This window comes from Flagellimonas marinaquae (assembly GCF_023716465.1).
Classification (GTDB): Bacteria; Bacteroidota; Bacteroidia; order Flavobacteriales; family Flavobacteriaceae; genus Flagellimonas; species Flagellimonas alginolytica.
The window spans coordinates 2,331,760-2,357,116 of record NZ_CP092415.1; the positions used below are offsets into that span (position 1 = coordinate 2,331,760).

Here is a 25,357-nt window from a genome sequence, read left to right on the forward strand (position 1 = left end):
TGGGAATCGCTCGTAATTGGTTTCCATATGGCCCTTATATCTACCTATGAAAAGATACTTTTCCTATTTTTTACTTCTTTTTTGTTTTGGTGCATCCGCACAGTCCAAAATTGAAGGTGTGGTAACCGATGAAGAAGGGATGCCCATTGCCTTTGCAAACATAATTTTTGTGGATTCATCAGAAGGAACCATTACCAACGATAATGGTCGTTTTTATTTGGAATCCGATGAAACGCACGAGGCTATAAAAGTATCGTTTATCGGTTACGAGACCGTAGAGATTCCCTTGGGGCAAAAGGTGAGTTATGGTATGGAAATCGTTTTAAGGGAATCGGCGGAGCAACTTCAGGAAGTGGTTATTTATACAGGGAAGCAATCCAAAAAAAATAATCCTGCCATCGATATTTTGCGAAAAATTTGGTCCAAAAAGCGCGAAAATGGCGTCCGTAAATTTGAACAATATCAATACGATAAATACGAAAAAATCGAGTTTGATCTTAATACCATCGATAGTGCTTTGATCAAAAGCAAACTTTTTAAAGGATTGGAATTTATGTTCGAGGATTTGGATACTTCTCGAATTACGGGCAAAACCTATTTGCCCATGTTCCTGAACGAAAGTTTTTCCAAGGTTTATGGAGATAATGCGATGGAAAGGGAAAAGGAAGATGTACTTGGAAACAAAAATTCAGGATTTAGTGGGAACCAGGCTATTACAGCATTTGTGGAAGATCTTTATTCCGACTACGACATCTACGATAATTACCTTAAATTTTTCGATAAAAGCTTTACAAGTCCTTTATCCAAAACTGGGATAGATGTGTATAATTACGTGCTTTCGGACAGTACCTATATCGACAACAAATGGTGCTACAACATAATTTATTATCCAAGAAGAAAGAACGAGCTTACATTTAAAGGGGACTTTTGGGTAAACGACACCACCTTCGCCATAAAAAAGATTAATATGCAGGTCACCAAAAGTGCCAATATTAACTGGGTAAAGGAAATTTATATTGAGCAGGAGTTCGATGTGGTCAATGATTCTGTCTTTTTGTTGAAGCGTGACTATATGCTAAGTGATTTTAGTTTCTCCAAAAAAGAGGAATCCAGAGGTGTGTACGGAAAGCGTACCACCGTTTTTGATAATTACACGTTTAATAATCCTAGACCTGAGGAATTTTACAAAGCAGTTGCCGACCCTTACGATCCAAGGGTTTTCTCTCAGGACAGTATCTTTTGGAAAAACGCCCGTTTGGAAAGTTTGAACGAGGATGAATCGGGCATTTTTAAGTTACTGGATACTTTAAAGACCGTTCCAAAGTTCCGTACCTATTACGACATTGTAAGTATTTTAGGTTCTGGATATGTCGAAATAGATAAGTGGAACCTCGACATCGGAGATATATATTCCACATTTGGTTATAACGATGCGGAAGGAATCCGTTTGCGCGCAGGAGCCAGGACATATTTTGGTCAGAACGATCTATGGCGATTGGAGGGCTATATGGCCTATGGTTTTAATGATAAAAAGGTAAAACATGGATTCTCGGGTAAATTTTTGCTCGATCGTAAAAATAGATTGATCATATCGGGAGGAAATCGACGCGATATAGAACAATTGGGATTGAGCCTTACCAGTACCAACGATGTGATGGGAAGGAGCATTGCATCTTCTTCTTTGGTGACTGTTGGCTCCAACGATCGTTTGACCAATATTAACCTTTCAACGCTGAACGTGGAAATGGAACCGGTCAAAAATTTTAGGATAAATGTGGGAGGGTCGTTCCGTACCTTAAGCTCCGCATTGCCCGATGCCTTTAGTTTGGACTACGTGGATGCAGGTTCCCCTTCAGGTATTGCGTCGGAAATAAAACAGTTCGATCTGAACACCACACTGATCTATACTCCGGGCAAGCGCACCATTGGTTACGGCGTTGAACGCTCCAATATTAATGATGACTACAGCACATTTATATTGCAGTACACCAAAGGTGTGGATGGCTTTTTGGAAAGTGATTTTGATTATGAAAAAATTCAATTCTCCTATAGACAACCATGGCAATTGGGAGGATTTGGTAGGTTGACGAGTAGTGTGGAACTTGGAAAAACATTTGGAATGGTGCCATTAGGTTTGCTGAGTGTGGTTCCGGGCAACCAAACATTGTTTTCTTTATACAATGTTTTTCCCAATCTGGATTTTTATGAGTTTGTTACGGATACCTATGCCACCGTACATTTGGAACATAATTTTAATGGTCGGATTTTTTCGCGGATTCCGTTGTTGCGAAAACTGAATCTAAGGGAAATTATTGGCGTTCGAGGAGCGTGGGGTCAGTTGTCCGATGAAAATATAGCTCTGAGCGCCCCTACAAATATTCCGCTTATGGCCCCCGAAGATCAAATCTATTGGGAATACTCACTCGGTGTGGGCAACATTTTCAAAATATTGCGGATCGACTTTAATTTTCGTGGAAACTATCTCGAAAATCCAGATGCCAGAGCGTTTGGGATAACAGGAACCTTCGGATTTAATTTTTAATTAATACGAAACCGCCAATTTATGCCCACTATTCCAGTTATACTGGTTATTTTTGCACAATAAATTTATTGCTGACATGTCTAAAAAACCACGTATTACCTTTGATGTACTGGTAGAAATTCCCAAAGGTAGCAGAAACAAGTACGAATACGACTTTACCTTGAACAAGATTCGGTTTGACCGAACCTTATTTTCTTCGATGATGTATCCCGGTGATTACGGATTTATTCCCGAAACCTTGGCCCTGGATGGAGACCCTTTGGATGTATTGGTACTTTGTACCGAACCCACCTACCCCATGGTAGTGGTAGAAGTTAAGCCGGTAGGTGTATTCCACATGACCGATGAAAAAGGTCCCGATGAAAAAATAATTTGTGTTCCAGTATCCGACCCAATTTGGAGCAAAAGAGACGATATCAGTGAATTGAACCCTCACAGATTAAAAGAAATCGAGCACTTTTTCCAGGTATATAAAGATTTGGAAGAGAAAAAAGTAGATACCGGGGGTTGGGGAGATGTCAACGAAGCGGTCAAAATCTATCATGAGTGCGTGCAGCGCTATGAAGAAAGTGATCATAAAAAGAGACGGGCCTATACTATATAGAATACATAACAAAAACTTTTAAAAAATGCGCTTTTAATAATTAAAGGCGCATTTTTTTTATTACTTCGTATTTCATTACATTAGCTTCCATTAAAAATCACTAAATAACTCAATCTATGGATTTAATCGTGAAATTTTTGCCCGTATTCGGTATTCTGGGCCTTTTGTACGTCTTTATTAAAAACGTATGGATCTCCAAACAAGAGGTGGGGGATGCCAAAATGGCAAGAATAGCCAAAAATATTGCCGATGGAGCAATGTCCTTCTTAAAAGCGGAATATAAAATATTGAGCATCTTCGTTATCGCAGTAGCTGTTTTGCTGTTCTTTAAAGGAAGTAATGAGACAGGCTCAAATGGAATGGTCGCAGTATCCTTTATAGTAGGGGCCATTTGTTCTGCCCTTGCTGGTTTTATCGGTATGAAGGTGGCTACAAAGGCAAATGTTAGAACTACCAATGCGGCAAGAACCTCGCTGGGCAAGGCCCTGGAAGTGGCATTTGCAGGAGGGGCCGTAATGGGGTTGGGTGTTGTAGGCCTCGGTGTTCTCGGTTTAAGTGGATTATTTATGATGTACAGCGGTCAAGGCTGGGAAATAGGAGAAGTGCTCAATGTACTTTCCGGTTTCTCCTTGGGAGCATCTTCCATTGCACTTTTTGCCCGTGTTGGTGGAGGTATTTACACAAAAGCTGCCGACGTAGGAGCTGATTTGGTAGGTAAAGTAGAAGCGGGTATTCCCGAGGACCACCCATTGAACCCTGCCACCATTGCAGATAATGTAGGTGATAATGTAGGCGATGTTGCCGGTATGGGAGCCGATTTGTTTGAATCTTATGTGGGTTCCATAATAGGTACAATGGTATTAGGTGCGGTTTTTGCCGGTATCCCTGAGTTTCAAAATGCTTTTGATGGACTTGGAGCAGTGTATTTACCATTGGCGTTAGCAGCCGTGGGTATTATCATGTCTATAATCGGAACCTTTTTTGTAAGGGTCAAAGATGGTGGAAACCCACAAACAGCATTAAACGTTGGCGAGTTTGGTTCAGCAGGTTTGATGCTGATAGCGTCCTATTTCATTATTAATGCCATGCTGCCGGAATCTTGGGTAGAAGGAGGGAAAGAATACTCGGCCATGGGTGTTTTCTGGGCCACAATTGCTGGACTTGTAGCGGGATTGTTGGTTGGAAAAGTAACCGAATATTACACAGGAACGGGTACAAAGCCTGTAAACTCTATCGTGCGTCAGTCCGATACAGGTTCGGCCACAAATATTATAGCCGGGCTTGGAGTGGGAATGATGTCCACCGCAATACCGATTATCTTGATCGCGGCAGCGATTTTGGTTTCCCATTATTTTGCAGGACTGTACGGAATTGCCATTGCAGCGGTCGGTATGTTGGCCAATACGGGTATTCAACTAGCTGTAGATGCTTATGGACCAATCTCCGATAATGCCGGAGGTATTGCGGAAATGGCAGAACTGCCGAGCGAGGTGCGAGAAAGAACAGATAAATTAGATGCCGTAGGTAACACCACAGCAGCCATTGGTAAAGGTTTTGCCATTGCCTCTGCGGCTTTGACCGCCTTGGCACTTTTTGCCGCCTTTATGAAAACTGCAGGCGTAGAATCAATAGACGTTTCTCAACCCGATATTATGGCAGGTTTGTTGATCGGAGGCATGCTTCCGTTTGTATTCTCCGCACTCTCCATGAATGCCGTAGGTAGAGCGGCAATGTCCATGATAGAAGAAGTGCGCCGACAGTTTAAGGATATTCCGGAATTGAAAGCAGCATTGGAGATTATGCGCAAGCACGATGCGGATTTATCAAAAGCAAGCAAGGAAGATATGGAAATTTTTGAAGCAGCGGACGGGAAAGCCGAATATGAAAAATGTGTGGCCATATCCACACAAGCTTCCATTAAAGAAATGGTGTTCCCAGGATTGTTGGCGATAGCCGTACCCGTTGCCATCGGATTTATTGGTGGCGCGGAAATGTTGGGAGGTTTATTGGCCGGTGTAACCACGGCCGGTGTACTTATGGCAATTTTCCAATCCAATGCCGGAGGTGCATGGGACAACGCCAAGAAGACCATCGAGAGCGAAGGTCGTAAAGGTAGTGATGCCCATAAGGCAGCGGTGGTCGGAGATACGGTAGGGGACCCGTTCAAGGATACCTCTGGACCGTCATTGAACATATTGTTAAAGTTAATGTCGGTAGTGGCATTGGTAATTGCGCCAAGTCTGGTAAGTCTTGCCCCTGCAGATGAGGTGAGTATGTTGAAAGAAGATGGCACAACAATTACCATTACCGAAGAGGGAATGAAAGAAACCAAAGAGGAGGAAAAACAAATTCGTATAGAGGTGAGCAACACAGAAGACGGTACTTTTAAGGCCGTTGTCACCTCCACATCTTCTGTAAATGGTGAAGAAACTGTAGAAACCAAAGAATTTATGGCAGCGACCAAAGAAGAATTGGAAAGAAAGATACAAGCCTATAAGAGTGCCGAGGCAAAGGATTAGCTCTTGCTTTAAGTAAAGCTGAAAAACCACGCCCCATGGCGTGGTTTTTTATTTTTTATGGGATAAAGAAATCTCGATCAGTTTTTAAGTCCTCATTTTAAAAATGATACTTCCAACCATTTGTCATTTTAGATCCGTTGATAGGGAGCCTTGGAGATCTCATGGATATAAATAAATGTTTCTATTTGTTCAACTTAAAGGTAATCGGAATGGAATAAGGAACTTTTACCGGTGTCCCTCTTTGTTTTCCAGGTGTCAAGGCGGGTAATTTAGATATAATTCTGGCAGCCTCTTTCTCCAAACTCTCATGTGGCCCCCTGAGCCTAATGTCTCCTATGCTTCCATCCTTTTGAACGGTGAATACAACGCTAACCCGACCTTCGAGACCTAATTCTTGTGCAATTTCAGGGTACCGGAAGTTTTTTCGGATATGCTTTAACATCTGTTCTTGAAAGCATAGCCTTTTTTCCGCTTCATCCTTTTCGTTTTCACAACCGGGGAATATCGGGGCATTCTCAATAAGGATAAAAGGAATTTCGTCCGGGATGTCGTCTTCGGCAACTTCAATGCTTTCAACTTCTGCTATTTTGGTATCCTGATCTATATCGTTCGATTCTATAAAGGTTTCCTCTACCTTATCATTATCCTCGGCAACCACAATTTTTGGAGGAGTCTGTATTTTTGGTTGAGGTGGGTCCGGTAGTTTTATTTTAAGGATGGTCGCATCCTCGTCCAGACTTTCCTGAACTGTGAGTTGACCAATTTCCCAAACATTGTTTTTGTGGTACGTTTTCCATTCCAAGGCCAAATAGGTCATAAAGAGTATCAAGGTCATTCCTACAAAAAAGTAGAGCATGCTGTTTCGCTTTACCTCCATTTGAGGGTTCTTTTTCGGTTCCATAATTTTCAAGTTTTAAACCTTTTAAAAAGGTGTAGTTAATAGCTATGGGACAATCCCGAGCTTAAACTACTTTAAACTTGGGTCGATATAAACCAACAATGAGCAAGAAGGGCATTTGGTTGAGGGAAATGACCTTATAAGGTGAGAATTAATTAATTGAATATGTGGCATGGGGGAAACTTATCTAAATGCTAGGTCGTTAAGAATCCCCAAAAACCAAATAAAATGAATGCTACTCGAACAACCCGTGGATTTCGCCATCTATACGATTGATAACTTCGCCCAAGTCTTCGGGATTGTCCACAAAATCCAAATGGTCCACATCAAAAATGAGCAATTTGCCCTTTTTGTAAGTGTTCACCCAGGCCTCATAGCGCTCATTCAATCGACTTAGGTAATCAATCGAAATTGAGTTTTCGTAATCGCGCCCACGTTTATGGATTTGGTTCACCAAATTGGGGATGGAGCTTCGCAAATAGATCATTAGGTCCGGTGGCTGTACCAATGTTTCCATGAGTTCGAATAAACCTTTATAGTTTTCAAAATCACGATTGGTCATAAGGCCCATGGCGTGCAAGTTAGGGGCAAAAATATGGGCATCTTCATAAATGGTCCTATCCTGTATTACATTTTTGCCGCTCTCCCTAATTTTAAGGATTTGGCGATATCGACTGTTAAGGAAATATATCTGCAAATTAAAGCTCCAACGCTCCATCTGATTGTAAAAATCATCGAGGTAGGGATTGTCCACCACATCTTCAAAATGAGCTTCCCATTTATAATGTTTGGATAAAAGATTGGTCAGGGTGGTTTTCCCTGCGCCTATATTCCCAGCTACAGCAATATGCATATGTCAGTGTTTATTGATGATGTACTTTGTGCCACTTGGAGCGCAATATACAAAGTTAATAGGCGTCTTTGAAAATTTTTGGATGTACGCACTTTTTCTTAAATAAATACTAAACTATGGTTTTTGGTTAGCGTTGGTTAAACCTTTCTTCGAAATTGGAGTCAAATTCACAATTTTGAACCTAATCGCATGAAAAAATCGTTTTTATTTTCTTTTATTCTGACCCTGGCCATATATCATGGACATTCCCAGAATTTTATCGGCACAGCAATTTATCAAAGTAAAACCTCCATTCAAGGTGATTTTGGTCCACCGGACATGCCAGAGGACCGCAAGCAAGAAATTTTGGAACGGATGAAGAAAGCCATGGAGAAATCTTACGAGTTGACTTTTGATCGTTCTACCTCCCTTTATATAGAAGAAGAAAAACTGGAAACCCCATCCGTTGATCAAGGTAGAGGTGGCCCGCGATTTGGTATGTTCTCGACGACCGGCGGCACATACTATAAGAATATTCAAGGGCAGGTCTATACTAACTCGGTAGAGACATTTGGTAAAAAGTTTTTGATAAAGGACAGTTTGCCTCAACTAAATTGGCAGCTCACTTCGGAAACCAAAAAAATAGGCAATTATACATGTTACAAAGCCACAGCGGTAAAAACGATAGATACAACATCCATGGAAAATCTTAGGAACATGATGCGGCCGCCACGAAGGGATAATGGGGATAAAGCAGGAGAACAAGAGCAAAAGGATTCGGTTCAAGGGAATTCATTGTTGGCCCGTATTGAATCTCCCAAGGAACAAATTATTACCGCATGGTTTACACCGGAAATACCCGTGGGTCAAGGCCCAGGCCCCTACTGGGGACTACCGGGATTGATCTTGGAGGTGAATGATGGACGTACGGCCATACTGTGTTCCAAGATAGTCCTCAGCCCCGACAAGGAAATTGAAATAGTCCAACCTAAAAGGGGCAAAGAGGTGACCCAGGCCGAATACAACAAAATTTTGGTAGAGAAGATGAAGGAAATGTCGGAAAGGTTTCGGAATAACGGACGAAGGGGCGGAGGTCCCGGAGGCAGACCATAATTTTATTGGATAGTCGATGAATAGAATTTTTCAGGCACTTGTGTTACTTTTTGTAACATCTGCCATGGCGCAAAAGGTAACGGTAACGGGAATCGTGTCAGATTCTCTTAAAAATCCTTTGGATGTTGCAAATGTAGTTGCGATAAATCAAGAAAACCAGGCATTGGATGCTTTTGGCATAACCAATGATAAAGGGGAGTACAAACTAAACCTAAAAACAAATGCCAGCTATATTTTAAAAGTAAGCTACCTTGGTTTTAAACCTGCCGAAATTCCATTGCAAACAAAGGAATCGGATATGGTCCTGGATGTGGTGTTGTACGAACAGGCGGAAAGTTTGGATGAGGTGGAGGTTGTTTATGAGATCCCTATCTCCATCCAGGGCGATACCATTGTCTATAATACGGATTCCTTTGTATCCGGAACGGAACGAAAACTGGCCGATGTACTGGAAAAGTTACCTGGGATAGAGGTCAGTGACGAGGGAGAGATACAGGTAGAGGGCAAGACCGTGACCAAAGTTATGGTCGAAGGCGAAGAATTTTTCGATGGTGACTCTAAATTGGCATCGAAGAATATTCCTGCCAATGCGCTGAGTAAAATTGAAGTGCTGCGCAATTATTCAGAAGTTTCCCAACTGGGTGGAGTTACCAATAATCAAGATAACGTTGCACTTAATATAAAATTAAAGGAAGGCAAAAAGAAATTTTGGTTTGGTGAAGTTACTGGAGGTTTTGGCTTGGATGAAAGATATATTGCCCATCCAAAGCTATTTTATTACTCATCGGACTTTAGTGTCAATATCCTTACCGACCTTAATAATATTGGCGAAGTGGCCTTCTCTTCTCGCGATTATTGGAATTTTACGGGAGGGTTTCGCAGTGCCACCCGAGGAACCGTAGGAACATCATTTAGTACAAGCTCCAGTAGCCAAGGAATCAGTACGGCCCAGAACAATAGGGCAAAATCGTTGGAAACCAAGTTCGGAGCTATAAATTTTAGCTATAAACCATCCGAATCATGGAGGTTGAGCGGTTATGGAATATACTCCTACAACAACACCCTGATGCAGACCACCGCGACCAATACGTACATCTCCAGTGGTGAAACGGAGCTTACGGATACCAATACCGATCAAGCATCAAAATTGGGACTCCTGCAATTTAAATCGTCTTACAGTCCGAACGAAAGGCTGCAATGGGACTACCAGGTCCAAACAAGGTTATCGGAAGAGGAACAATACACCAATACCTTGTCCGTTTCCGATGTAACGGACGAAATTGGGCAGAACAATGCACAAAAACCGACCACGGTTACACAGAACACCAATCTATATTACACCTTAAACCCAAAACATATATTCGCTTTTGAGGGGCAATATGAGTATTCCGATGAAGACCCGTTTTATAACGCTATACGATCGGAACAGCCTTTTGGAGGATTGATTCCCTTGGATTCCGATCAATCCAATTATAACATTAACCAAAAACAGTATACCCAAACCAATAGGTTGGATGCAAAACTCGATTATTTTTGGGTAACAGGGGCAAAGAGCAACATCAATTTAACCTTGGGGACCACACAATCCAGTCAGAGGTTCAACTCTTCTATTTTTCAGGTGTTGGATGAAGGCAGTGAGATTACTTTTAATGATGATGAACTCAATAACAATGTGCAATTCAACTTTTCCGATATGTATCTAGGGTTTCATTATAAATGGATCATGGGCAAGTTTACGTTCAATCCAGGTTTCCATGTACACAATTATGTGGCGGCCAATACCCAGTTGGGTTCAAAAGTGAAGAACGAACTTACCAATATAGTGCCCGACCTGTTCATTAATTTTCAGATTAAACAATCCGAGAGCATTAGGTTCAACTACAATATTACCCGGAATTTTACGGATATCAACAATTTGGCCGCTGGCTACATATTTAATAATTACAACTCGGTGTATCAAGGTAACCGTGATCTGGAAAGTGCGCTGTACCATAATCTATCGCTCAATTTTTTCAGTTTTAGTATGTTCAACCTTCAAAATATATTTGCCAGGTTCAACTATAGTAAGCGTATCGATGCCTTTAAGGTCAATACAAGTATCGAGGGAATCAATCAGGTGCGTACCACCATCAATTCCAATTTAGACGATGAAACCTTCAGTGGTTCAGGTAGTTTTCAGAGGACATTTGGCCGAATTAAGGTAAAGACCAACGCTTCCCTTTCACTTTCAAATACATTCAATATAGTTAATAATGCCCCTCAAAATTCAAAATCCCTAACTCAGAGCTATTCAGCCTCTGTTGGCAGCAGCTTTACCAATGCACCCAATTTAGAGCTTGGTATCGGATATACCATAAACGATTACGATAACGGAAATACGAGTACTACCTATTATACCAACAGACCGTTCGTTAAGTTCGATGCGACCTTCTTGAAGAACTTTCTCTTTTTGGTGGATTACGACCATTACATATATACGGACAAAGAAGGTACCATAGACAATAGATATGGCTTTCTCGATGCAAGTCTATCCTATCAAAAATCCGATAGTAAATGGGAATATAGTATTGAGGCCACCAATCTTACCAACAATGCTTCTTTGGACCAAAACTCCTATGATGACCTGTATTTTAGAACATCAAACTATATGGTCCAGCCACGTTATGTTGTTCTAAAGGTGAAGTATGAATTATGATTTGTTTTTGTGTTCAAAATTTTGATGGTTTTGGGTTTCACCGTACTTTTGCCCTTCAAAACGAGGAAAGATTTGACTGATTGCAACCTCTTGTCCCGAACTATCAGGGATGAAAAATGCTAAAGCAGTTTACTGGACGTGTGTTCAGTGGTCTCTACCGAGAAAAAACTCCTTTGGTTATTCAATTGAATCTTTCCGTTAAAGGAAAACAATGTCATATTTATTTACGTCCGAATCGGTAAGCGAAGGACACCCGGATAAGATAGCCGATCAAATAAGTGATGCCCTATTGGATAATTTTCTTGCCTTTGATCCCGAGAGCAAAGTGGCTTGCGAAACTATGGTCACTACAGGTCAAGTGGTTTTGGCCGGCGAGGTAAAAAGCCATACTTATGTGGATCTGCAAAGTATAGCCAGGGAGGTTATCAATAACATTGGTTATACGAAAGGCGAGTACAAGTTCAGTGGGGATTCCTGTGGGGTAATCTCATTGATCCACGAACAATCCCAAGATATAAATCAAGGAGTGGACCGGGGCACTAAAGAAGAACAAGGCGCCGGTGATCAAGGAATGATGTTTGGGTACGCCACGACCGAGACCGACAATTACATGCCATTGGCTTTGGATATATCCCATAAGATTTTGGAAGTGTTGGCCGATTTAAGAAGGGAGGGAACACAGATCTCTTACCTAAGGCCCGATGCCAAGGCCCAGGTGACCATTGAATATTCTGATGATAATGTGCCCCAGCGTATAGATACTATTGTGGTTTCCACCCAACATGATGAGTTTGACACGGACGAAGCCATGTTGGCCAAAATCAAAGAAGATGTAATCAAAATATTGATTCCCGCAGTTAAAAAACTGTTGCCGGAAAACATACAAAAACTTTTTACGGACAGTATCAAATACCATATAAATCCGACCGGAAAATTCGTGATCGGGGGTCCTCACGGGGATGCAGGGCTAACTGGAAGGAAAATTATTGTGGATACTTATGGCGGAAAAGGTGCCCATGGCGGAGGTGCCTTTAGTGGAAAAGACCCTAGCAAGGTGGATCGCAGTGCAGCCTATGCTGCACGGCACATGGCAAAAAACCTTGTTGCCGCTGGGGTGGCGAACGAAATTTTGGTACAGGTAAGTTATGCCATAGGAGTAGTGGAACCAACGTCTATTTTTGTGGAAACCTACGGAACATCGAACGTTGCTTTAAATGATGGTGAGATTGCCCAAAAAGCATCCCAACTTTTCGATATGCGCCCCTTTGCCATAGAAGAACGTCTAAAACTCCGTAATCCAATTTATTTGGAAACAGCGGCCTACGGTCACATGGGTAAAGAGCCCACGACCATGACCAAGGTTTTTGAGTCTCCATATAATGGAAGAATAGAAAAAGAGGTAGAACTCTTTACTTGGGAAAAATTGGATATGGTGGACAAGGTGAAAAAAACCTTTGGTTTGTAAGCCATGGGAATCAAATAAAAAAAGGAGCTTTAATGGAGCTCCTTTTTTTTATTGGCATACTCTTGCGAACTTTAGTAGATTTAGCATATCAAAATTAGAATGTATGAGAAGTTCGTTTAGAATTGTGTTCCTAAGTGTTTTTATGCTATTGTCTGCTGTTGGTTGCAAAAAAACCACTAAAACGGAGGTCAAGACAGTAGATACCTACGTCGCCGATAACTACACCAAAAAAGAGGTAGATATAGAAATGCGGGATGGGGTAAAATTGCATACTACCATATATGCTCCCAAGGATACCTCTAAGGAGTACCCGATTATTATGCAACGGACTCCTTACAGCTCAAGACCTTATGGAGAAGGTAACTTTAAGACCAAAATCGGTCCTAACGAACATTTAATGCGTGAAGGAAACATCATTGTTTATCAAGATGTGCGCGGAAGATGGCTCAGTGAAGGCCATTACGAAAATATGAGGGCCTACATTCCCAACAAAACATCCAACGATCAAGTGGACGAAAGTTCCGATACCTACGATACCATTGAGTGGTTGGTTAACAATGTGGAAAATAACAATGGCAACGTGGGAATTTGGGGTATATCTTATCCTGGGTATTATGCTACATATGCAACTGTGGATGCCCATCCAGCCCTAAAAGCGGCTTCTCCACAAGCCTGTATCGGGGATTTCTTTTTCGATGATTTCCACCACAACGGAGCGTATTTGTTGAGCTATTTTAGGGCGACCTCTTTGTTTGGAACGCCAAGGCCCAATGGTGACGCACCAATCGACACAGCTTGGTACACACTTCCCAAATTGCCGACAGAAGACCAGTACCAATTCTTTTTGGATGCAGGGCCACTTAAAAACTTGGATTACTTTTTTGAATACGAGACTGCAGATACCCCGACCATGCGCCCCGAAGGTGTTACCGATGATTTCTTTTGGAACGAGTTAAAGGAACACCCCAATTATGATGAAATGTGGCAGAGCAAGGGGCTCATCCAACATTTGAAAAATGTTAAGAGCAGTGTGGCCACGATGATCGTTGGTGGTTGGTTTGATGCGGAAGACCTCTACGGACCATTGGAAACGTATAAGAACATAGAAAAATACAATACGGACAATTACAATACTATGGTGTTCGGACCATGGGACCACGGTGCTTGGGCAAGAACAAAAGAGCGGAATACCGTGGGCAATTACTACTTTGGTGATTCCATATCCTTGTTCTTCCAAAAAAACATCGAAACAAAATTCTTTAATCATTTTCTAAAAGGTGAAGGAGATAAAAATTCTGGTCTGCCAGAGGCTTATGTGTTCGATACCGGAAGAAAAGAATGGAAAACGTACGATACTTGGCCACCACAAAATGTGGAAAAACAGACCATGTACCTATCCGAAGACGAAGAGCTTACATCCGAAGCTAAAAATGTAACCGGCATAGACTTCGTGAGCAATGTAAAGAAACCCGTGCCTTATTCCGAGGACGTAAAAACAGTCTTCACGCCAAGAAAATACATGACCGATGACCAACGTTTTGCTGCCCGTCGTTCCGATGTTCTGGTGTTCGAGACCGAAGTGATGGAAGAAGACCTTACCTTGGCCGGGGATATTTTGGCAAAATTAAAGGTGGCCACCACCGGTACAGCAGCAGATTGGATCGTAAAGGTTATCGATGTACACCCAGCGGATACCGAGACAAATGAAGAAATGCAAGACCATCTTAAAATGAGCAATTACCATTTAATGGTAAGGAGCGAGGTGCTTCGTGGTCGATTTAGAAATAGCTTTTCAGACCCCGAACCATTTACCCCAAATCAAAAAACAGATGTGGATATCAAGCTTCAAGATGTGTTCCACACGATTAAAAAAGGGCACAAATTGCAAATTCAGGTACAGAGCACGTGGTTCCCGCTTATCGATTTGAACCCGCAGACCTATGTGGACAATATTTTTAAGGCAGACGAATCCGATTTTAAAACGCAGACCCATACTGTATTTACCGACTCCAATATCGAGTTTACGGTATTGAAGTAAAATGACTTGGAGCTTCGGACAACACATGTGAAGGATTAATTTTTTCCAAAAGATTAGGAAAATCAAATTTTCCATGAGTATATTTGTCGTTCGAAGTTCAAACAAGTATTGATTAGTTATCAAGAAAGGTGGAGGGAATAGACCCTTTGAAGCCTTAGCAACCCTTGGCCCCCAGTGTCGAGAAGGTGCTACATTCTATCCCTATTGGGTATAGATAACGACAATCGACCATTTTCGATTTCATTTTCTTATAACTTTTTGATTTTCTTACGCCCAAGGGCTAAGCGTTTGACTTTTTAATTTTTCGTTTTAAAAATTTAAAAAAAACAAAAGTCATGAGTGATCAAAAATTTGCAACAAACGTATTACACGCAGGTCACGATACCACACAGACCGCAGGAACAAGGGCAGTGCCTATTTATCAGTCAACATCCTATGTCTTTAACGACACGGACCATGCCGCGAATCTATTTTCATTGTCGGAATTGGGTTTTATTTATACAAGACTGAATAATCCAACCAACCAGGTACTGCAAGATAGATTGGCCGCTGCGGAGGGAGGGGTAGGTGCTGTTGTCTTTGCATCCGGTACTGCAGCGATTTCTACGGGACTGTTGACCCTGCTAAAAGCGGGCGACCATATTGTGGCATCCAGCAGTTTGTACGGGGGCACCTATAATTTATTGAATGTTACCCTGCCAAGATTGGGTATCACTACCACTTTTGTAGATGCTTCGGACCCTTCAAATTTTGCGGATGCGGTTCAAGAGAATACACGGGCAATCTTTGTGGAATCTTTGGGCAATCCTAAATTGGATGTGTTGGATTTAAAAGGAATTTCTAAGGAGGCCAAAGCGGCAGGAGTACCATTTATTGTGGATAACACGGTAGCTACGCCCGGACTTTTAAATCCTATTGAGCACGGCGCCAATTTGGTGATACATTCCTTGACTAAATATATTGGAGGCCAAGGAACATCGCTTGGAGGAGCTATCATTGATGCCGGCACTTTTGATTGGAGCAATGGTAAATTTCCGGAATTTACAGAGCCATCTGCAGGGTATCACGGCTTGGTATATCACGAAACTTTGGGCGCGGCGGCTTTCACTTTTAAGTTAATTTTAGAAGGATTACGAGATTTTGGTGGAGCTTTGAGCCCTTTCAATGCTTTTCAAATTTTACAAGGATTGGAAACTTTGCCGGTTCGCATTAAGCAGCACAGTGCAAATGCACTGGAGTTGGCGGAGTGGCTACAAAGCAGGGAAGAAGTAGCATGGGTAAACTATCCAGGACTTAAGGGAAACAAGTATTACGATTTGGCACAGGAATATTTGCCAAAAGGACAAAGCGGAATTGTAACATTTGGAGTAAAAGGAGGGTTCGAAGCGGCAAAAAAACTAACCGATGCGACCAAAGTATTCTCTTTGCTTGCTAATATTGGTGATACAAAGTCGCTTATAATTCACCCGGCAAGTACAACGCACCAACAATTGGATGAAGAACAGCAGGTAAGCGCGGGCGTTACTCAAGATTTGATCAGACTTTCTGTAGGTCTGGAAGACATTGAAGATTTAAAAAACGATTTGGAAGCTGGTTTTGCAGCTATTGGTTAAACATTTTGAAATTGGCAAGCACGCATGTTGCATAAAATAGAGATAAAGGAATACACGACCTTATCCGGTCATACACAAGAAATTGAACTGTCGTATCAGTTGTTCGGAAAGCCATTGCATTCGGCACCGATCATTCTTGTGAACCATGCCTTGACAGGTAATTCGAACGTTGCCGGAGAAGATGGCTGGTGGTCCGATTTGATCGGGGATGGAAAATGTATCGATACAAAAAAGTACACCATTCTGTCATTTAACATACCGGGAAATGGTTTTGATGGTTTTATTATTGAAAACTATAAGGACTTTGTTGCCGGGGATATTGCTAGAATATTTTTATGGGGACTTCGGGCCTTGGAAATCGAAAAATTGTTTGCCATAATCGGAGGCTCGTTGGGAGGAGGAATTGCATGGGAAATGACTGCTATTGACCCAAAGATAACCGAGCATTTGATCCCTGTGGCCTCCGATTGGAAATCCACGGATTGGTTGATTGCCAATTGTCAGATTCAGGAGCAATTTTTGGTCAACTCCAAACAACCGGTGCACGATGCACGTATGCATGCGATGTTGTGCTACCGTACCCCGGAATCATTTAAAGAAAGGTTTAAAAGAAGTACCAACGAAGAGCTTCAAATATTTAATGTAGAATCTTGGTTGATGCATCACGGCAAAAAGTTACAAGAGCGTTTTCAGCTTTCTGCCTATAAATTAATGAACCAATTGCTCAAATCCATCGATATAACCAGAGATGGAGAGGAAGCATTTAACGCCTTGCAGGAAAGCGATACCAAGATTCATATAATCGGGGTAAACTCCGATTTGTTCTTTACTGCCGAAGAAAATAAGGAAACATTTAAGCGATTGGCACAGGCCAATACCAATGTTACTTATGGCGAAGTACAATCCGTACATGGGCACGATGCCTTTTTGATGGAGTTTGAACAATTGGAGAAATTGTTGTCCACCGTATTTCAGAAGAGTACAGAACGCATCAAAATTTTAAAATTTGGTGGAAAATCTTTGGCAAACGGCGAAGGAATTGAACGTGTTTTGAATATTATCGGTAAAAGATATGATGAGCAAGAACATTTTGCAGTAGTAGTTTCTGCGCGCGGTAAGGCAACGGACCAATTGGAGAACCTATTGGAAAAAGCGGTCAATGGGGAAGACTTCCAAAAAGATTTGAAGAAGTTTGCCGAATACCAAAAAAATAATTTTGATGGTGTGGACATAACCGAAGAACTGTCCGCAATCGAAAAAATATTGAGCGGGGTGTCATTAACAGGTGATTACAGTCTAAAAACCAAGGATGAAATACTGTCCTTCGGTGAATTGATATCTGGAAAATATGTTACTGCTGCCTTGCAGGCAAACGGGGTAAAGGCTACATTGCTCGACTCCAGACAACTCATAAAAACCGACGATAGTTTTAGCAATGCCGAGGTAGATGAAGGGCTGTCCAAAGAAAATGTGCTACGGTACTTCCATGAGCTGGATTCGGGCACCGTACCCGTGGTAACCGGGTTTATAGCCTCCAATAAGAATGGTGCAACCACTACTTTGGGAAGAAATGGAACAAATTATTCAGCAGCTCTGTTGGCCAATTTTTTGGATGCAAGCGAGTTGATCAATTACACCCATGTTGATGGTATTTTTACCGCCAATCCCGATTTGGTGAAAGATGCTAGGTTAATCGATATGATTTCTTACAGTGAGGCCAATGAACTCGCCAATTTTGGTGCCACCATTTTGCATGCAAAGACGATTATCCCCTTGATCGAAAAAAACATCCCATTGCGTATCTGCAATACTTTCAATGATGATAACGAGGGTACCTTGATCGGTCCAAAAACTGGTCGTGGTGGCATAAAGTCCCTTTCCGTGTTGGATAATATGGCCCTTATCAATCTTGAGGGTAGGGGGTTGCTCGGTAAAGTAGGTGTGGATATGCGTATTTTCAGGGCCCTTGGCCAAAACGATATCTCCGTTGGAATTGTTTCCCAAGGATCATCGGAAAGAGGTATTGGTTTGGTAGTGGATGTCTCCAAGGCGGATAAGGCAAAAAAAGTACTCGATCAGGAATTTGAGACGGACTATTCATCGCAGGATATCAATAAAATATCCGTGGTGAAGGATGTTTCCGTTATTTCTATTGTGGGTATGGACTTGAGCAGTTTTCATAAACCCTTCAATGCCTTGGTCAAAAACCAAATCACACCCTTACTGTTCAACAACACGGTGACAGGAAAAAATGTGAGCATGGTGATGAAGAAAACCGATCTGCACAAAGCCATAAACGTGATCCATGGGCAAATTTTCGGTATTGCGAAGAAAATCAATTTGGCCTTGTTCGGTCATGGCAATGTGGGGGGAACATTGATCCATCAGATTTTGGATTCAAAAAATACGATCGAGGACAGAAAAAGTATCGATTTAAAAATATTTGCAGTGTCCAATTCAACAAAAGTACTATTGGATGCTTCGGGTATTGGTGCCGATTGGAAAGAGCGTTTGGAAACTGAGGGACAGCCTTATTCTGCCGAAGATATAATCACTTTTGCCAAAAAACATCATTTAGAGAATTTGATTGCAGTTGATAATACCGCAAGCAAAACATTTGTGGAAAAATATGAAACCTTGATCGAGCATGGTTTTGATCTGGTGTCATCCAACAAGATTGCAAATACCTTGAGCTTTGATCAATATAAATCCATACGAAAGTGTTTAGATCAAAATCAAAAACAATACCTGTACGAAACCAATGTGGGTGCAGGGCTTCCACTTATCGATACAATTAAACTACTGCATCTTTCCGGTGAGAATATTACTCGGATTAAGGGGGTGTTTTCAGGGTCGTTGAGTTATATTTTTAATACATTTTCCGAGAAAGATGTCACTTTTTCCGAAATTGTAAAGGAAGCTATGGAAAATGGGTTTACAGAACCTGATCCTAGGGAAGACCTGTCCGGGAACGATGTAGGAAGAAAACTTTTGATTTTGGCCAGAGAGTTGGACCTTCAGAACGAGTTCGCGGATATTGAAGTGCAAAATTTAATTCCAAAAGAGCTTGAAGTCTTGGTTTTTAAGAATTTTATGGAACAAATTGAAAAGATGGACACTGTTTTTGAAAAGATAAAGAAGGACCAGAAACAAGGCCATGTATTGCGATATGTTGGGGATTTGCATGGAGATTTACAACAGGACAAAGGAGTCCTGGATGTAAAACTCGTCTCTGTGCCCAAAGAGAGTGCATTGGGCCAGGTAAAGGGCTCCGATTCGATCATTGAAATTTATACGGAGTCTTACGGAGAGCACCCACTTGTGATTCAAGGAGCGGGAGCAGGAGCTGCTGTTACGGCAAGAGGTGTATTTGGTGATATTTTAAGAATAGCGGAAAAGATATAACTTCGAATACGCTCAACTACTGTACTTTAAAATCTCTGTTGGCTGAGCGTAGTCGAAGTCACAATAGTTTGTTCGTTTAGGGTTTTGATGGTGTAGTTTTGACTAAGATCAACTACCAGTTTTTAATTTAATTGGGTAACTGAGTGAGGTGTTTACTTAAAATAGAATTTATAATTAGGTGTCTGAACCTAGTCGAAGACACAATAGTTTGCTCGTGAAAGGTTACGTATATATATTACAATGTTCGGATGGTAGCTATTACACCGGAAGCACTGTTGATTTGGACAAGCGTTTGCGAGAGCATCAAGATGGAAAAGGAGCCAATCACACCAAGAAAAGATTGCCTGTTAAATTATTGTATGCTGAAGAGTATTTGAGTATTGCAATGGCTTTTGAACGTGAAAAGCAAATTCAAGGGTGGTCACGACCAAAGAAAGAAGCTCTTATTAATGGCGAGTTTGAGGTTTTGCCTTATTTATCTGAATGTAAAAACGAAACGAACTTTAAATATTATAAAGAAGAAAAATGAAGTAGCTTCGACTCCGCTCAGCTACCCAAGTTAGAATGTTTTTGGTGACTGAGCGTAGTCGAAGTCACATTTGATTGTCATGGAAGGGTTTGAACAAAGTAGTCGAAGCCACAAAATAAAAAGGGATAAAGATGAAAAAATTTGAAACAGAAGCGATTCGCACCCAAATAGAGCGTAGTCAAAATTTGGAGCATTCCAGTCCCATTTATATGACCTCCAGCTTTGTTTTTGAAGATGCAGAGGATATGCGGGCCTCTTTTGCCGAAGAAAAGGAACGGAATATTTACTCCAGATATTCCAATCCCAATTCATCGGAATTGATTGAAAAAGTTTGCCAAATGGAGGGGGCGGAAAGCGGCTTCGCCTATGCTTCGGGTATGTCGGCCGTTTTTTCCACCTTGGCAGCCTTGTTAAATGCCGGAGATCATATTATATCTTCCAAGAGTATTTTTGGATCTACGCATAGTTTGTTTACCCAATTTTTCCCAAAATGGAATATCGAAACCAGTTATTTTGATGCCAACGATGTATCTCAAATCGAAGGGTTGATCAAACCTAATACAAAAATCCTATATGCGGAAACCCCGACCAATCCTGGGGTGGATGTTTTAGATCTGGCCGTTTTGGGAAAGATCGCCAAAGCACATGGACTTATATTTATTGTGGACAATTGTTTTGCGACCCCATATTTACAGCAACCCATAAAGTTCGGGGCCGACTTGGTCATCCACTCCGGGACCAAGTTAATGGACGGGCAGGGCAGGGTACTGGCCGGAATCACCGTTGGCAATGGTGATTTAATGGACAAAGTATATCGGTTTTCAAGGATTACAGGGCCAGCATTGTCTCCCTTCAATGCTTGGGTATTGTCACGAAGCTTGGAAACCTTGGCTGTTCGGGTTGATAGACATTGTGAGAATGCTCTGAAATTGGCCACCTATCTCGAAGGTCATAAAAAAATTGAATGGGTCAAATACCCTTTTTTAAAATCACACCCCAACCACGAAATTGCCAAAAAGCAGATGAAAGCAGGCGGGTGTGTTGTTGCTTTCGGGGTCAAGGGCGGTCTGGAAGCAGGCAGGGAATTCTTTAATGGAATTCGATTGTTGTCCCTTTCGGCCAACTTGGGCGATTCGCGAAGTATAGTAACCCACCCTGCTTCAACAACGCACAGCAAGCTTACCACCGAAGAACGTAATGCCGTTGGTATATCGGATGGCATGGTCCGGGTATCCGTAGGCCTTGAGCATATTGATGATATTATTTCGGATATTGAACAGGCCTTGGGGTAAGGTTTTTTTTGATAGTATTCTTCTAGGGAACGGATTGTTTAATTTCGTTATATTCGTACGATGCTCTCCAAGAAGACAAAATACGGACTAAAAGCACTTACCTATCTTGCAAAGGTAGATGATAGACAGCCGGTACAGATTGCTGAAATTGCCAAGCATGAAAATATTTCCCAAAAATTTCTGGAAAGTATTTTGTTGACCCTTCGAAGGAACGGATTTTTGGGTTCCAAAAAAGGAAAGGGAGGAGGGTACTACCTTATAAAAGAACCCAAGGATATTCCAATGACCACTGTAATGAGGGTGCTGGAAGGTCCTATAGCCATGGTTCCATGCGTTAGCCTCAATTTCTACGAAAAATGTGAAGACTGTCCAAATGAAGACGAATGTTCTGTGCACAAGTTAATGCTTCAGGTAAGGGATAGTGCTTTGGACGTTTACCGAAACAATACCTTGGCAGATTTACTTTAAAATTCAAAAAATATAGTTGAATAGGTTCAATTCTGTTCATTTTTATCATCACATCTTCAATAATCTACTAAAACTATAGGGTAAAACTAAATTTAGTATAAATTTTGTGTTTCGTTACGAAAAATAATTTTACTTTTGAAAACCCTATTAAATCGATAGGGTAAAAAATAATTAGCATGATTACTGACCAATTGATAGTTAAAAGCGGTAAGGAACAAAATACCTACTCAAAGGATATAACTTCAGAGAGTCCAAAAAGAAGTATTGCAAAATCCATTAGCTGGAGAGTTGTAGGGACTTTGGACACCATTATTATATCGTGGTTGGTTACCGGTACCTTGAGTTTGGCCTTTTCAATAGGTTTGGTGGAGCTCGTTACCAAAATGATACTGTACTTTTTTCATGAAAGAATTTGGAACTCCATCAAATGGGGTAAATAAAAAATGTTATGGCATTGAACCAACAAGAAATCCAGAATTTAAATAAACAGTTTAAGGGTATTTCTCCAGAAGAAATCATTTCTTGGGCAATACAGCACGGTAAAACTCCCGTTGTAACTACGAACTTTAGACCTTACGAGGTTGCCATCCTGCATGCAACAACAAAAGTAGATAACTCCATACCTGTAATATGGTGCGACACGGGCTACAATACCCCTCAAACCTATAAACATGCAGAAGAGTTAATTTCAAGATTGGAATTGAACATTAAATTATATGTTCCAAAACAAACATCATCCCATCGAGATGCTGTAATGGGGATTCCACATATAGACGATCCAAAGCATGCCATATTTACGGAGCAGGTAAAGTTGGAGCCGTTCAGAAGAGCTATGGAAGAACATAGACCCGATGTTTGGTTCACCAATCTTCGTAAAGGTCAAACTGCACATAGAGATTCTTTGGATGTGTTGAGTTTGAGCAAAGATGGAGTTTTAAAGGTGAGTCCTTTTTATCATTGGAGCGATACCCAGTTAGATGCTTATTTACAAAAACATGGATTGCCCAACGAGCATAAATATTTTGACCCGACAAAAGTATTGGAAAACCGAGAATGTGGTTTGCATACCTAAATAATATAAACTATTGCCTTACCTATGGTAGAAGGTAATTTGATAAAAACACATAGCCTTGAGCATACTAACAGAACCAATTAAAAAATCAGACACTTTGATAGGTGACGAAAGACCAAGCGCAAACGCTTTGGAACATGAAGCAATTTACATTATTAGGGAGGTAGCGGCACAGTTTGAAAAACCTGTACTACTGTTCTCCGGAGGAAAAGACTCGATAACGTTGGTGCGTTTGGCACAAAAAGCGTTTTGGCCTGCCAAAATTCCCTTCCCATTAATGCATATAGATACAGGGCACAACTTTCCCGAAACCATTGAGTTCAGGGATAAGTTAGTAGAAGAACTTGGAGTGGAACTTATAGTTCGCAATGTCCAAGATTCCATTGATGAAGGAAAAGTAGTGGAGGAAACTGGTAAGTACGCCAGTAGGAATATGCTCCAGACCACAACTTTGTTGGATGCAATCGAGGAGTTTAAGTTCGATGCCTGTATTGGTGGAGCAAGAAGAGATGAAGAAAAGGCACGGGCCAAGGAGCGTATTTTTTCGGTTCGAGACGATTTTGGTCAGTGGGACGAAAAGAATCAACGTCCAGAACTGTTCGATATGCTTAATGGAGAAATCGAAATAGGTCAGAATGTACGGGTATTTCCAATAAGCAACTGGACAGAGTTGGACGTTTGGAGCTACATCCAAAAGGAGAACATCGAGATACCATCGATCTATTTTGCCCATAAGCGAAATACCTTCTTGCGTGATGGATTGATTTGGTCCGCAGAAGACGAAGTCGTTTTTCGCGCTGAAGACGAACAAGTAGAGGAAAGAATGGTGCGTTTTAGAACCGTTGGCGATATGAGCTGTACGGCCGCAGTGGAATCATATGCCGATACCATTGATAAGGTAGTAGCCGAAATCAGGGACTCCAGAATTTCTGAACGGGGCGCTCGGATTGATGACAAACGTTCCGAAGCAGCCATGGAAAAACGAAAACAACAAGGATACTTTTAAGAAGCAACAAATGGAAGTTTTAAAATTAGCAACAGCAGGTAGTGTGGACGATGGTAAAAGTACCTTGATCGGAAGATTGTTGTACGACACAAAATCCATGACCGACGATAAATTAGAGGCCATAGAACGTACTAGCAAACAAAAAGGGTACGATTATCTCGATTTTTCACTGGCAACCGATGGATTGGTAGCCGAGAGGGAGCAGGGAATCACTATCGATGTGGCCCATATTTACTTTTCAACACCATCCAAGAGTTATATTATTGCCGATACACCTGGGCATGTCGAATACACACGCAATATGGTTACAGGAGCATCAACATCCCAAGCATCCATTATTTTAATTGATGCACGTAAAGGGGTGATCGAGCAAACACATCGCCACTTTTTTATCAATAACCTATTAAGGATAAAAGACGTGATCGTGGCCATAAACAAAATGGACCTGGTAGATTTCTCAGAGGAGAGGTACAACAACATCAAAGCTGACTTTGAGGAGTTGATGAAAAAACGGGAATATCAAGACCAGACCATCACCTTTATCCCAGTCAGCGCATTAAAAGGGGATAATGTGGTAAATCGTTCAGAGCATATGTCTTGGTACAAAGGCCAAACTCTGTTGGAACACTTGGAAGAACTGGACCAAAAAGATATTTATAATACAGGTACACCTCGTTTTCCTGTACAATATGTAATCCGTCCAAAAACAGACGATTTCCACGATTTCCGTGGATTTGCTGGGAAAGTGTATGGTGGAGAACTCAGTGTTGGGGACGAAGTAATAGTGTTGCCATCCATGACTCGTTCTACAATAAAGGATATTTATTTTTATGATAAAAAGTACCAAACTGCGCCACGACGCTCTTCAGTAACCATTACTTTGGAAGATGAGGTAAATGTTAGCAGGGGCGATATGTTGGTCAAGGTAGGTGACTTGCCTACCGTGGACAAGCAATTAACGGCAACCATATCGTGGATGGATGGTGCCAGTTTTATTCCCGGAGGAAAATATGTACTACAACATGGGGTAAATAAAGTGCTGGCCAAAGTGGATGCCATAGAGCATAAAATCAATCCGGACTATTCAGGGATAGAGGAAAATGTTTCTGCTTTGCAAATGAACGACATTGCCAAAGTACGCTTCAGGCTCAACAAACCCATTTTTTATGATAAGTTCAAAAATCACCGCACAAATGGCTCATTTATTTTAATCGATAGCCGAACAAATAATACAGCAGGTGTAGGGTTTATTGAATAGCATCTTCT

At 41.4% G+C, this 25,357-nt stretch carries 18 protein-coding genes and 1 riboswitch; of the genes, 16 read left to right on the forward strand and 2 right to left on the reverse strand.

Annotated features, from left to right (window positions below; genetic code table 11):
* Positions 1-46 precede the first annotated feature (46 nt).
* From MJO53_RS10480 to MJO53_RS10490, 3 genes are all read left to right on the forward strand, one after another.
* A complete protein-coding gene (locus tag MJO53_RS10480) occupies positions 47-2,542 on the forward strand; it encodes a DUF5686 family protein (RefSeq protein ID WP_252079042.1) in 2,496 nt (831 codons plus the stop codon).
* A 76-nt stretch (positions 2,543-2,618) separates the two neighbouring features.
* The gene (locus tag MJO53_RS10485) at positions 2,619-3,146 is read left to right on the forward strand and encodes an inorganic diphosphatase (protein WP_224835371.1); all 528 of its coding nucleotides are present in this window, start codon (positions 2,619-2,621) and stop codon (positions 3,144-3,146) included.
* Positions 3,147-3,262: 116 nt separating this feature from the next.
* A complete protein-coding gene (locus tag MJO53_RS10490) occupies positions 3,263-5,665 on the forward strand; it encodes a sodium-translocating pyrophosphatase (RefSeq protein ID WP_252079043.1) in 2,403 nt (800 codons plus the stop codon).
* Between the two features lie 181 nt (positions 5,666-5,846).
* Here the strand turns inward: MJO53_RS10490 and MJO53_RS10495 are convergent, their stop codons facing one another.
* Both MJO53_RS10495 and MJO53_RS10500 read right to left on the reverse strand, forming a co-directional pair.
* Positions 5,847-6,566: an energy transducer TonB gene (locus MJO53_RS10495; protein WP_252079044.1), complete on the reverse strand. Its 720-nt coding sequence runs from the start codon at positions 6,564-6,566 to the stop codon at positions 5,847-5,849.
* A gap of 232 nt (positions 6,567-6,798) precedes the next feature.
* A complete protein-coding gene (locus tag MJO53_RS10500) occupies positions 6,799-7,416 on the reverse strand; it encodes a deoxynucleoside kinase (protein ID WP_224835368.1) in 618 nt (205 codons plus the stop codon).
* A gap of 189 nt (positions 7,417-7,605) precedes the next feature.
* Here MJO53_RS10500 and MJO53_RS10505 point away from each other — a divergent pair, with 189 nt between their 5' ends.
* From MJO53_RS10505 to MJO53_RS10565, 13 genes are all read left to right on the forward strand, one after another.
* Positions 7,606-8,508 carry a GLPGLI family protein gene (locus MJO53_RS10505; RefSeq protein WP_252079045.1) on the forward strand — a complete coding sequence of 301 codons (903 nt, stop codon included), beginning with the start codon at positions 7,606-7,608 and terminating at the stop codon, positions 8,506-8,508.
* A gap of 16 nt (positions 8,509-8,524) precedes the next feature.
* Positions 8,525-11,203, forward strand: a complete 2,679-nt coding sequence (locus MJO53_RS10510; RefSeq protein ID WP_252079046.1) for a carboxypeptidase-like regulatory domain-containing protein — start codon at positions 8,525-8,527, stop codon at positions 11,201-11,203.
* Positions 11,204-11,414: 211 nt separating this feature from the next.
* Positions 11,415-12,668, forward strand: coding sequence for a methionine adenosyltransferase (gene metK / locus MJO53_RS10515; RefSeq protein ID WP_252079047.1), 1,254 nt, complete (start codon positions 11,415-11,417; stop codon positions 12,666-12,668).
* Positions 12,669-12,771: 103 nt separating this feature from the next.
* Positions 12,772-14,706 (forward strand): CocE/NonD family hydrolase, encoded by a 1,935-nt coding sequence (locus MJO53_RS10520; RefSeq protein ID WP_252079048.1) that lies wholly within the window; start codon positions 12,772-12,774, stop codon positions 14,704-14,706.
* Between the two features lie 113 nt (positions 14,707-14,819).
* A riboswitch (SAM riboswitch) is annotated at positions 14,820-14,927 on the forward strand.
* 114 nt (positions 14,928-15,041) lie between these two features.
* A complete protein-coding gene (locus tag MJO53_RS10525) occupies positions 15,042-16,319 on the forward strand; it encodes an O-acetylhomoserine aminocarboxypropyltransferase/cysteine synthase family protein (protein WP_252079049.1) in 1,278 nt (425 codons plus the stop codon).
* Positions 16,320-16,343: 24 nt separating this feature from the next.
* Positions 16,344-19,724 (forward strand): bifunctional aspartate kinase/homoserine dehydrogenase I, encoded by a 3,381-nt coding sequence (gene thrA, locus MJO53_RS10530; protein WP_252079050.1) that lies wholly within the window; start codon positions 16,344-16,346, stop codon positions 19,722-19,724.
* A 214-nt stretch (positions 19,725-19,938) separates the two neighbouring features.
* Positions 19,939-20,253 (forward strand): GIY-YIG nuclease family protein, encoded by a 315-nt coding sequence (locus tag MJO53_RS10535; protein WP_224835361.1) that lies wholly within the window; start codon positions 19,939-19,941, stop codon positions 20,251-20,253.
* A 131-nt stretch (positions 20,254-20,384) separates the two neighbouring features.
* Positions 20,385-21,545: a trans-sulfuration enzyme family protein gene (locus MJO53_RS10540; RefSeq protein WP_252079051.1), complete on the forward strand. Its 1,161-nt coding sequence runs from the start codon at positions 20,385-20,387 to the stop codon at positions 21,543-21,545.
* A gap of 60 nt (positions 21,546-21,605) precedes the next feature.
* Positions 21,606-22,013 carry an RrF2 family transcriptional regulator gene (locus MJO53_RS10545; protein ID WP_224835359.1) on the forward strand — a complete coding sequence of 136 codons (408 nt, stop codon included), beginning with the start codon at positions 21,606-21,608 and terminating at the stop codon, positions 22,011-22,013.
* A 176-nt stretch (positions 22,014-22,189) separates the two neighbouring features.
* Positions 22,190-22,453, forward strand: coding sequence for a DUF2061 domain-containing protein (locus MJO53_RS10550; RefSeq protein WP_224835358.1), 264 nt, complete (start codon positions 22,190-22,192; stop codon positions 22,451-22,453).
* A gap of 8 nt (positions 22,454-22,461) precedes the next feature.
* Positions 22,462-23,085 (forward strand): phosphoadenosine phosphosulfate reductase family protein, encoded by a 624-nt coding sequence (locus MJO53_RS10555; protein ID WP_252079052.1) that lies wholly within the window; start codon positions 22,462-22,464, stop codon positions 23,083-23,085.
* 64 nt (positions 23,086-23,149) lie between these two features.
* A complete protein-coding gene (cysD, locus tag MJO53_RS10560; protein ID WP_420485542.1) occupies positions 23,150-24,091 on the forward strand; it encodes a sulfate adenylyltransferase subunit CysD in 942 nt (313 codons plus the stop codon).
* 10 nt (positions 24,092-24,101) lie between these two features.
* A complete protein-coding gene (locus MJO53_RS10565; protein ID WP_252079053.1) occupies positions 24,102-25,349 on the forward strand; it encodes a sulfate adenylyltransferase subunit 1 in 1,248 nt (415 codons plus the stop codon).
* Positions 25,350-25,357 lie beyond the last annotated feature (8 nt).